We start from the raw sequence: 11,874 nt of genomic DNA, 5'->3' as shown, positions 1-11,874 counted from the left end.
CCACTCATATCGTGACCAAACGAATCATAGGATGAAGATAACAGGTAATCGTGATTCAATGAACTAAAGATATCAAAGGGACCTTCCATAGAAGGTCTCTTTTGATTTGCTTTGACAAAACTACAATGACGACAGAGCCTTTTGTGATACAATAGGGCGTGAGAACTTTGCAAAGAAGGGTGGGTTCCTTTCATGGGTAAGAACGGGAAACGAATTATCACCATACTGCTGGCAGGCTGTCTGATTGCTGTAGCGTTACCACGTACGGTTGATCTGGATCAACTGTATGCTGCATCAGGAACATCAGATATATCCACGGCAACAGATTTGCGCCAGACCTTGCTTACCGCAATGTCACAGCGAACGGAGGAACTTGTTTTTACATACAAAGGCAATGTGAAAGGCCTCAAAAAACAATTACAAACCTCCATCGATGAGGCAATGAAGAGTGACCCCTATATCCAATATACCGTTAAAAGTTATGCATTTAATTATAAAGGCTCCAATGTGTCGGCTGAGGTGCATGTGACTCTCTCCTATCGGGAGACCAAGGAGCAGACCGATTATGTGAATCGTAAAGTCACAAACGTGTTGAAAGAAATCATCAAACCAGGCATGACGGATCATGAGAAGGTCAAGGTCATCCATGATTGGATTGTACTTAACCTTTCCTACGATACTTCGTTGAAGAAATATACGGCCTACGACGGGCTTGTTACAGGCAGTACCGTCTGTCAGGGATATTCATTGCTGGCTTATCGGATGCTGGAGCGAGTAGGTATCGATAACCGGATTGTGGAAGGTACAGCAGGGGGGCAGCTTCATGCCTGGAATATCGTGAACCTGGACGGCAAGTGGTATCACATGGACACCACTTGGGATGATCCTACCCCTGACCGCAAAGGTAAGGTTAGCCACAGCTATTATTTGCTGAGTGATGATGAGATGGCACGTGACCATATCTGGACAGGCAAAAGCAAGTACCCCGCTGCGCCAGCCCCATATCGAGAAGCTTTATTAAAGCTGGTGAAGGCCGGAGATAGCAAAAAAGCCGCATATCAGAAGCTGTACCATGCTCTGGACTATTCACTGTATGACGAACAGGATGCCGTTAAAGGCCATGCTGCGCTGAAGACCAAAGTTCAGAGTAAGCTGAAGGAAGGCGGAACCTCGCTCACGTTCAGGTACAAGGGTACGGAGGCTGGACTGATTGAAGATTTGCAGGATTTGTACCAGCTTGGCATGAAATCGATATCTTATTATGTATCCAAAATGGAAGGTACTACGGATCTGCGCGTCAAAATTAACTGGACACTGTAACAACCGTTTGAACAGGATGCTCCGATTGAGGAGTATCCTTTTTTGCGTTCAATTTTGCGTTCAATTTTGTGTTCAAAAACGAGGATTTTGGTGTTGTCTATTTTTTGTATATGTCGCTTTGCTATTCTAATCTTCGGCGTATGCCAACACTACGTACGAGGAGGATATGCAAACAATGAGGAAAAAAGTGAGCATAGTGATCATTGCTCTGTTACTGGTCACGCAAATGATGCAGGGTTGGATATTTATACCAACAATGCATGCTCAGGATGAATTAACTAATTTGCCAGCCAGTGCAATCAGCGATACAGCATCAGAAGAAGGTTTGGCAGATTCGGAAGAGGTCAACAACGTTGACGTTGCTGCCACTCCGGAAGAAGAGGGGGAGGGAAACCTCAACCAGAGCAGTTTAGCAATGGCAGCTGCAGGTCCGGTAATTACAGATCAATTGATTACCAGTGTGCAGATGTACAATCAGGCACCAGAAGACAACGGGAATGGCACGATTGAAGTCAGAGGAGATATGATCAAAGATATTCGACCACGCATTCAGGATGAGGTGGCTGTAGTCTTTACATGGGGACTTGCAGATGACAACCACAACTACAGCGATGGCTCTACGTTCACCTTTAACTTGCCCGATAAATTCATCATCGGATCGCAGCTTAAGGGTAATCTGGATGGCGGTGTTGGGGAGTATGTGGTGAATCCAGATGGCACAATCATCTTTACCTTTAATGAACTGATCGAGCATGCGAAGCTGGAAGGTAACTTCTACGTGTGGATCAAGTTCGATGAGAGCAAGATGGAAGATGGCTTGAAACAACAGATAGACTTTAGTTCCGTGGGGCAGGGCATCATTGATGTGCATTTTGCCAACACAGCCGTAGATAAGTTGAAGAAATCGGGAAGCGCAAACAAAAATAACTTCAACTCGGATGAAATTAAATGGACCGTAGATTTTAACCAAGGCGAGAAGGCAATGAAAAATGCTGTTCTTGCAGACACGTTCCCAGCAGAGCTGGAGCTCAAGGGCAATATCGAAATTCGCGAATTGGAAGTGCAATTGAATGGATCTGTAAAAGAAGGCCCAGTAGTTCAAACGGAACCACAGTTTCCAATTCAATTGGGAGACACAGATAAGGCCTATCGTGTAACCTATACAACAAGTGTTAAAGCACCAACCACTGCTCCGTTCACCAACGTGGAGTATCAAAACCAGGTTGCGCTTACAACGGATCAGAGTGAGCACAACGAAACAGATATTGGCCGAGTTCGTGTGAGTTTTAATGAGCCTTTGAACAAATCAGGGCAAGATAGTGCGTATGATCCGGTGACACAGACGGTCACATGGAAAGTGCAATATAACTACAATCAGCAAGAAATTATGCAAACGAATGCATGGATTGAAGACCGCTTTGATACGGCAAAACAGCAACTGATCAACAATTCCGTCAAAGTGTATCAAGTGGACATTAATGCAAGTGGGGCGGCTTCGAATAGAACACTGATCAATCCGAATGAATACACACTCGAAGCGATGGGTACAGGGTTCGATGATGGATTCAAATTACATTTTAAGAACGATATTACAAAGGCCTATGAGATCGAATATGATACTCAATCTATTCATCGTGTTTATACAAACGACACCATTACGAACACAGTGAACATGTATGATGGTACTTCCAAAACAGGCCGAAGAGACGTTCAGGAAGTCATTTTTGCAAAGAGTGTAAAAAGTGAAAACTTCAACACAAAAGAAATCGAATGGCAGATTGTTTTGAACCGTGATTTGCAGGACATGACGGATATCGTCATCACCGACAATTACGAAGGCAGACATATGAAACTGATTCCGGGTAGTCTTCAAGTAAGTGGTGTTAACAAAGAGGACTTTGAACTGACTCCAGACCCGGCTGATCCAACGTATGAAAAAGGATTCTCACTTCGCTTGAAGGACGGCGTAACGCTCAGTACGGAGCATGTTATTACTTATAAGACAAGCTTTGATCCCACAGCGGGTATGCCAACGAATGATGAATATCGCAACTCAGCCAAGATCGATTGGGAAGAGTCTGATGTAAAACAGACTGCGATTACCAAAACTGCTGCGGTCAAACCGCAAGACTACACGATTCAAAATGGTAACAAAAAGGGTGAATATAGCGCCAAAGATAAAAAGATCACCTGGACAATCGATGTAAACTACAATTTGTTTGATATTCAGGATGCAATCCTTAAGGATGCTTACACTGGAAACCAATCTTTCGTAGACGGCTCATTGAAAGTTCATGAGTTAGAGTTGCAGGGAGCCAATAATGTTACTGCTGTAGGTAGCGAGGTTCTGCTCACACCTGGTCAATTCCAGTTGAACCCGGACGGTAAGGGTTTTGCGTTGGATCTGGGTAACATGGGCAAAATGGCTTATCGCATTCAGTACCAAACAAGTCTGGATGGACCATATTCTGTCGCAGGCGCATATGCCAACCAGGCTGTTCTGACGGATGGTGAGGGTGGTGCAATACGATTTAATAGATCAGCCAGTGTTACACCTGCCAACGGTGGTGTATACGTGCGCAAAACAGGGAAGCAAGAAGGTACAACGGATAAAGCATCATGGACGGTAAATATCAATCCAAGTCAATCTTTCATTCCTGCGGGTAACCAATTAACAGATACCTTGTCAGAGAACCAGATTTTATTGGCTGATTCATTGAAATTATATGCAACCAATTTACCTGCCAACAATTCAGGCAATGTATCCACCAAAGCTGGACTTGTTGATCCGGCTGATTATGAATTGGACGTGGAGGGCAATACATTTACCTTCACCTTCAAGAAAGATATCCATACTGCATTCATTTTGGAATATCAGTCTTATATTAATGCCGATCATGGCGCCCGAATTGAGAATAAGGTTGAATTTGCAGGCCAATCTTCCTCGGTAATCGGGGAAGGTAATCAGTCGGGAATCAAAGTTTCCTTGGCTGGAGCAGGTGGAGGAGCCTCTACAGGTCTGGGCAAAATCAAAATTCACAAAGTCAGTGATGCAGGAGTTCCGCTGGAGGGTGCAATATTTGCAATCTATAATGCGTCTGGAACTACGCTTCTGGAAACATTGAACCCAACGGACGAGAATGGTGTGGTTGAAAGCTCCAGAAACTATCGATTAAACAATCTAACCAACGGTATACCTTATAAGTTAAAAGAATTATCTGCACCGGCAGGATATTTGGTTGATCCTGAATATGGCTCTGCCTCAGGTAAAACGATTGAATTCAAGGATGCGGATATCGCTTTTGAAATTGAAAATAAAAAGATTCGTCAAGGGTTTGAATTAACCAAGGTAGATGCGATGGACTCCTCCAAGACACTTAAGGGTGCAACTTTCGAATTGTACTCCAAGGACGGCGCAACGCGAGAGAAAATCGATGAGTTAACGACAGGGGAAGATGGGAAGATCGCCAAAGGTGGACTGTCGCCAGGGGATTATGAGCTGGTAGAAGTCGCGGCACCTGAGTTTTATCAATTGGATGCTACACCAATTCCGTTTACGATTGTAGAGAATCAGACGGAGAGTATTACATTGACGAAGTCTAATGCAATGGGTGCAGGTGGTAAACTTGTCGTTACCAAAGTAAATGCCAAGGATAAGTCCGTATTAAGCGGAATTGAATTCGAATTGCGTGATCGTTCCAACATTGTCATCGATACAAAAGTAACCGACCTAAATGGGGTCATTGAATTCGATGGTTTGGACTATGGTTCATATACATTGTTAGAGACCAAGGCAGAAGGCTTTGTTATTGAACAGCCGGAGACCCTTGTATCTATTATCAAACCGGAAACTCAAATAACCATTGAAAATAAAAAAAATGATCGTTCTGTTAAATTGATTAAAACCAATGCGGGCCGAACTCAGCACCTTCAAGGAGCTGTATTTGAATTACGAGCTCAAACTGCATTGATGGATGCAAATGGGAATTGGGAATTCCACAAGGTAACAGGTCTAGATGAAGCTTCACTGACAACCAATCAACAAGGTGAAATTGTACTTGAAGGCTTGGATATCAATAAATATCAGTTGGTTGAAATAAAAGCGCCTAACGGATACATGTTGGAAACAACACCCGTACCATTTGAAATTACGAACATACAAACCGAAGCTGTAGTTGTGGAAAAAACGAATCAAGCTATCCCGGTATCGGGTGGTGGGTCTAGTGGACCTTATAATCCGGGAACACCTACTACGGGTGTAACACCAGATCCAGAGAAACCAGTAACTCCGGAACCAGGAAAACCAAATCCGTCGGTTCCAGGCACGGTTGTAACTGAACCTACAGAGTCTGGGGGAGGAAGCGAAAGTCCGACAGATGAAGATTCCGGGGTAGTGACACCGACACCAGGCGATTCCAACGGTGACGATACTGCACCTCCAGTTGGGGATACAGATGCACCTGATGGGGATGGTGCACTTGCACCTCCTGCTGGAACGGATACAGATGGATCACAGGGCAATGGAAATTCTGCATCACAGCCAAACGGAAATTCTGGATCTCAGGGAATGCTGCCACAAACAGGTGAAGAGAGCACAATGGCTTACACTGCTGTGGGCATGATGCTGATGGCGCTAGGTAGCGCGGGATTCATGTACTTCCGCCGCAGACAACAGCTTCATCGCTAGATCGAAACACGCAGTATCTAAAATTCATCGTGTGAGATAGAAATACCCTTTAGCAATCACTACGAAGACTTAGCGTCGACGTGTGAATATGCTAGAGGGTATTTTTTGGTGATATTTAGGGAGGATCAGGTCCCCGTAACATTTGGTTTCACTGCAATAGCTCTTACAATTAGGCGATGTGTTGGATTGACGAGTGGATCACAGGTAATCAAGGTAAGGACCTGTCCAAGCCCGGGATCCTCCAGCACAGATAAGTCAGTTGGCTCCACAACGGATATCTGATCTACCTTGTATTGGATAATCGTTCGATCTGCCAGGGTGACTTCCATTGAATCACCAATCTGGAGTTCTCCCAGACGATTGAATAGTCGTCCTTTTTTGTGGGCGCGATGAGCGGCTATGGCAGCATTACCTTTGTTCCCGATACTAGTGGTTTCAACAAGATGGGTTGCAGCTACCTTCATGTTAGCCTCCGTTGCACCCTCCAGAATCGGTAAGCGGACATCAATCTTGTCAATTGATAGTATCCCTAACGTATCCGAAGAGAGCTCTTGCACTGTAGCTGTATTGTCAGTAGTCGGCTCGGCGGAAGCTGCGTCCTGCATGCCTTGTTCGAAGGAGTGATTAAGCTTAGACAAGCCGTTTTGCAATTGCTCCAGATCGTTCATGACACGGGTTTGCTGCCAGTCATAATACGTTTCCCGCAGGAAAGGAAAGCTGATGATCAGGATGCCCAGTAGAACGAGCAGAATAGAGAATTTTTTCATTATACATCAACTCCCGTTGTCCAAGAAAAATAGTATACCTTTCTCTATTTTACTTACCGACCTATACAAAATATGGACAGGGACGAAAGGACGTACAGAAATGTTCGAAGGGGGAAGCCGATCCAAACAAAACCTCCCCGTTTCGCTACAGTAGGAAGACTGCAACGCCACGGGGAGGTTTTTTTTATATGAAGTTAAATCGTATCAGCTGTATAAGTTAAACTAACCATTTACATGAGAACGTAGAGGACAGAAATAACGTGAAGAAGCGAAGCTAAAAGCTTTCTGCAAGAAAGCTACTTCGTAAGCATACGCTGCGCCTTTATCACCAGATTTTCACCTTTGTAAAAGTGAATCAAAAAATCTGGGGATAACAGCGATCGGAAGGTTATTCTGTCATCGAAGTGGCAAGTGTAAATATTGCTTCGTTAGTGCTTACCAGTTGGTGAATCGGTAGGTGTGAAATCACATTCCTGCAGCGGCACCACTTTGGTCTTTTTGATCCATTTGTAACCGAGCCACAACACCAGGAACAGGGGTACGCTCAAGTAGGCAACGATGGCTCCACTCCAGTCGATCTGATCACCCGTGAATGCCTGATAGTTCTGTCCGATGATCACGATGATACACAGGACAAAGGCAAAGATCGGACCAAACGGGAACCAGCGTGCACGGTAAGGCAGATCGCTCAGATCCCTGCCTTGTGCAACGTATGCACGACGGAAGCGATAATGACTGATAGCGATACCCAGCCAAGTGATAAAACCACACATACCGGATGCATTCAGCAACCACGTGTACACAATCCCATCACCGAACAGCGAGGCAAGGAATGCCAACATACCAACGGCTGTTGTAAGCAAAAGTGCATTCATTGGAATACCCTTTTTGTTCAACTTGCCCAAGAAACGAGGGGCTTTACCGTCACGGGCAAGGGCATAGAGAACACGGCTCGAAGCGTACATGCCTGAGTTACCGGCAGAGAGTACAGAAGTCAGAATAACGGCATTCATGACGGAAGCCGCAATGGCGAGGCCAGCTTTCTCAAACACCAGTGTGAACGGGCTGACACCGATATTTTCCAGGTCACCTTTGAGCAGATTCGGATGAGTATACGGGATGATCAAACTGATCACGGTAATCGCCAAAATGTAAAAAATCAGAATGCGCCAAAATACCTGACGAATTGCACGAGGGACATTCTCGCGCGGGTTTTCACTTTCACCGGCAGCTACTCCGATAAGCTCGGTACCTTGAAATGAGAATCCAGCAGCCATGAACACACCAAGCACAGCGAAGAATCCGCCATGGATGGGCGCATCACCGATGGTGAAGTTGCTGAAACCAACGGCTTCTCCGCCCATAATACCAAAGATCATGAGCACACCAACGGCCAGGAAGATGATAACAGTAGCGACTTTGATAATGGCGAACCAGTACTCGGACTCTCCATAACCTTTAACGGACAACACGTTCAAGGAAAAGATCAGCACGAGGAACAATAAGCTCCATAACATGGATGAACTGTCGGGGAACCAGTATTTAATGAGTACAGTAGCGGCAGCAAGCTCTGCTGCAATGGTTACCGCCCAGTTGTACCAAAAGTTCCAGCCCATGGCGAACCCGAGAGCAGGATCGACAAAACGTGCGGCATACGTATTAAATGAACCGGAGTCCGGCATAAAGGTAGCAAGCTCACCAAGGCTGGTCATTAGGAAATAAACCATGATGCCAACGGCCACATAGGCAATTAATGCTCCACCAGGGCCTGCGGTTGAGATGGCGGTACCACTTGCGAGAAACAGCCCGGTACCAATTGAGCCACCGAGGGCGATCATCGTCATATGGCGTGCGCGTAATCCTTTTTTCAGGGAAGGTCCAGTTGTTGTTGGGTTATTGCGGTCTTGCATGGGAACACTCCTTCATTCGATATACTGATGTTTGCGATACTTGAATTCATAAAAACAAAAAGACCACAGGCATCAGCCTGCGGTCTTTAATATTTCAATGTCCGCACCATGTCCCAGATGATTAAGATAGCTCAACACAGAAGAATTCATACCTTTATATAAAGGAAATGTACTTCCGTGACAGTTCTGCGCCTTTCGACAGCAGCCCCAGCTCACTGGACCGTATAAGGAACGTCCAGCGAGCTTCGGCGGGTACACCTTTCGGCTGATCTCATAAGCGGCTCCTTAGCGCCTCCATCAGCGTACTGATCGCACCCGCGACCTCTACCTCACCATCAATGGATGAGGTGTATCTATTGTCTATGAAATTATGAACAACACAACTTAACACCGTGTGTCCTGTTTAGTAAACAGACAATCAGTATAACGCGCATGGTTTTCCAGTGCAATAACAATTGTTGGATGTGAGGTCTGAGAGACGACTATTCCTCTTTTTTATTACGGCCAGCCATCTGCTGCCATACCGTTCCAGCAGCCTGTTCGCCCGATTCGATCCGCTCCAGAGCCATCTTGGCCTGCAGGCTGACTTCAAATTCAGGATCATCGGCTGCAACGCGCAACGCTTGCTCTGCTTCTTCAGTTCCGACCTCATAGAGAAAACGTGCTGCACGCCAGCGTACAAGTTTACTTTTATCGGATAACGTAGCTGTCATGGCTGGAGTGGCGGCAGGATCACCGATATCCGACAAGGTATCCCCGGCAGTCCGGCGTACCGCAGGAGAACTGTCCTGAAGTGCTTCATACAGCAGTTCCATCGCTTCCGGTGTACGAATGTCACCCAGGTATACGACAGCCAAGCGACGTATCTGCATTTTGTTGTCATGCAAGGCATGGGCTACGAGAGGCAGTCTTTCTGCCGTAGGCTCCATGCTGTCAAATGCCGCATAGCGAACATTCCAGTCTTCGTTTCGCAGAGCCTCTTCAAGTTCGGCTCCATCCAATTCACGGCGGCGCTCGACGAACTCTTCGGATTTGGTACCATGTTCAATGGCCTGTTTAATGACTTGCTCTAGCCGTTCCGGCGGGTAAGCGGCTTCCAATTCCTGCTCGACTTCACGTGCAATATCAGGCAATTCACCATATCGAACACCGTAATCACTCAGTTTGCGTTCTTTGATCATTGTTGCACTGGCGACTTCTGTTACGGCTTTGACAAAGCGGTCTGACAACGAAATTCGTTCTTCCTTGACCCCGGCCTTGACCCTAATTTGCATCGGTACACCTCGGAAGAATTGTACAAATACCTGTGCTTCTCCGAAGTGCTCGCCTGAACCATCTTCGGATTCAATCCAGTCCAGATCAATGCCGTGCTGTCCAAGGCGATTTTGGACTTCGCCCAAGATAACGGACCAGTCGGCATTCCCTTTACGATCAAGTGCCACAAAGTCTGTTGTGTGGAACACACTCTTTACACCGGGAATATGAAGCATCTGGCGAATGAACGCCGGAGCAGATCGTTCGTTGTCCAGTGTATATGTTTTGCGAATTCCGTCCTCCAGACGTTCATCGAGATGTAACATCATCGTATTTGGACTCGGTGTTGGTTCAATGGAAACAATATTCATCAATGTAACCTCCTATAGTACCAGATTCATCTTTAACTTCCCGTAAATTAAACCACACGGGTATTTCTCTATTTTACATCAATGTGTGGAATCTGCGAAATCATCCAGAAGTGAAGTGGACGTGTCTAACACTTAATGTGAAGAAGTGCGAAATTTGTTAACACTTCTTTCATGTTCACGCACAAACATTTTTAAACGAAAATTGGCACAATAAAGATAAGAATCAACTGGAGGTATACCTATGGAACCCATTACCGTGCTCTCGGATGGAAAACGTCGTATTGCATATGAGAATATTATTCAATTGTTCACGAACTGGATTGAGGACTCAACATCTGGTTCTGCGATAGAAACACATCGGGGAAGTTGGGAAAATGCCCGTTATTGTATTGTTGATTATCAGATTGCCGAAGAAGCGGTGTCAGCAGCAAATGCCATTCGGGCTTTTATGCCACAACTTCCGTTACTAGTCATTACGGATTTCCAATCCCTTATTCGTAAGCGTCACCTGCAAGAAATTACAGGTACGGGTGAGATGAAGATGATTCTCTGGAACGAGCAAGACCCGAATCAACTAATCAAGGATATGGAAAATTGGTTTCATTCTTCGTCTATCCATAACTCAAAAATAGCCATACCACCCATCTTATCCATGAGATAAAAGAGAGATATGGCCAAAGAATGTTTAACTTTTTAATCGTTACGATCGTATTAGATCACATATTTATAGCCTGTTCCCCAAACCGTTTTAATATAACGTGGGTTCTTGGGGTCAGGCTCAATTTTTTTACGTAGACTTGAGATATGAACATCAATGGTACGATCCAGATAGGCGCGTTCGGAGCCTTTGATCCGATCCATCAGTTCATTGCGGGTGAACACTTTACCCGGATTGCGGTACAATTCCTTCATAATCTCAAACTCAATATGAGTGACCTCGATTTCAACGCCATCCACAAACAGGGTTCTTCTGTACTCATTCACATTCACATGTCCAGTAACCTCTGCCTGCTTGTCTTCTTTTACCGGTTTATCCTGATAGGAAATGATTGATCTTCGCAGCAGTGCTTTAATCCGGGCATCCAACTCTTTCAAACTAAATGGTTTGCACAGAAAGTCATCCGCACCATTATGCAATGCGCGCAGTCGATCATTTAGCATGGTACTTGCCGAGATCATCAGAATGGGCACAGTGGAGTGCTGGCGAAAGGCTTCTACGAGATCATTTCCATCCATTTCAGGAAGCATGAGATCCGTTACAACAATATCCGGCTGGAATTGTGGAAACAGTTGAAGTGCCTCGCGGGCATGATGAACCCGTTCAGTGATGTATCCTTCCTCCTCAAGAAAGAAAGCAATCATGTCGGCCAGATTTTTCTCATCTTCTATAAGAAGTACTTTGATAGTCATAGGGTCACACTCCTGGTGAAAATAATATGTTAAGAAAATGCTAAAAAAACAAGGTGAATTGCGAATAAATGCCGCAAATTTTTTAATGTTTCTATCCCAAAATATAGGATGTATATGTAGAGAAAGAATACGCTTTTTGAATGAACTTCAATATT

The 11,874-nt window shown here is 45.2% G+C and carries 7 protein-coding genes and 1 riboswitch; of the genes, 3 read left to right on the top strand and 4 right to left on the bottom strand.

All coding sequences use genetic code 11. From position 1 onward, the window contains the following. Positions 1–192 precede the first annotated feature (192 nt). Together NSQ20_RS27110 and NSQ20_RS27105 are read left to right on the top strand one after the other, a co-directional pair. Complete coding sequence (locus tag NSQ20_RS27110) at positions 193–1,320, top strand: transglutaminase domain-containing protein (protein ID WP_036606951.1); 1,128 nt, start codon at positions 193–195, stop codon at positions 1,318–1,320. A gap of 175 nt (positions 1,321–1,495) precedes the next feature. Continuing rightward, positions 1,496–6,007, top strand: coding sequence for a collagen binding domain-containing protein (locus NSQ20_RS27105; RefSeq protein WP_340031219.1), 4,512 nt, complete (start codon positions 1,496–1,498; stop codon positions 6,005–6,007). A 125-nt stretch (positions 6,008–6,132) separates the two neighbouring features. On the opposite strand, the gene NSQ20_RS27100 is transcribed toward NSQ20_RS27105, so the two are convergent. From NSQ20_RS27100 to NSQ20_RS27090, 3 genes are all read right to left on the bottom strand, one after another. Further along, positions 6,133–6,774 (bottom strand): class D sortase, encoded by a 642-nt coding sequence (locus NSQ20_RS27100; protein ID WP_340018527.1) that lies wholly within the window; start codon positions 6,772–6,774, stop codon positions 6,133–6,135. Positions 6,775–7,202: 428 nt separating this feature from the next. Beyond that, positions 7,203–8,684 (bottom strand): amino acid permease, encoded by a 1,482-nt coding sequence (locus NSQ20_RS27095; protein WP_340031218.1) that lies wholly within the window; start codon positions 8,682–8,684, stop codon positions 7,203–7,205. 119 nt (positions 8,685–8,803) lie between these two features. Continuing rightward, positions 8,804–9,019: riboswitch (Lysine riboswitch) on the bottom strand. 147 nt (positions 9,020–9,166) lie between these two features. Then, positions 9,167–10,309: a virulence factor gene (locus NSQ20_RS27090; protein WP_127546582.1), complete on the bottom strand. Its 1,143-nt coding sequence runs from the start codon at positions 10,307–10,309 to the stop codon at positions 9,167–9,169. 241 nt (positions 10,310–10,550) lie between these two features. Between NSQ20_RS27090 and NSQ20_RS27085 the strand changes: the two genes are divergently transcribed. Further along, positions 10,551–10,970, top strand: a complete 420-nt coding sequence (locus NSQ20_RS27085; protein WP_340018525.1) for a hypothetical protein — start codon at positions 10,551–10,553, stop codon at positions 10,968–10,970. Positions 10,971–11,020: 50 nt separating this feature from the next. On the opposite strand, the gene NSQ20_RS27080 is transcribed toward NSQ20_RS27085, so the two are convergent. After that, the gene (locus NSQ20_RS27080) at positions 11,021–11,719 is read right to left on the bottom strand and encodes a response regulator transcription factor (RefSeq protein WP_017692253.1); all 699 of its coding nucleotides are present in this window, start codon (positions 11,717–11,719) and stop codon (positions 11,021–11,023) included. Between the last annotated feature and the right edge of the window lie 155 nt (positions 11,720–11,874).

It is taken from the genome of Paenibacillus sp. FSL K6-1122, from assembly GCF_037977015.1.
Classification (GTDB): domain Bacteria; phylum Bacillota; class Bacilli; order Paenibacillales; family Paenibacillaceae; genus Paenibacillus; species Paenibacillus amylolyticus.
This window is presented reverse-complemented; position numbering and strand designations above follow the sequence as displayed.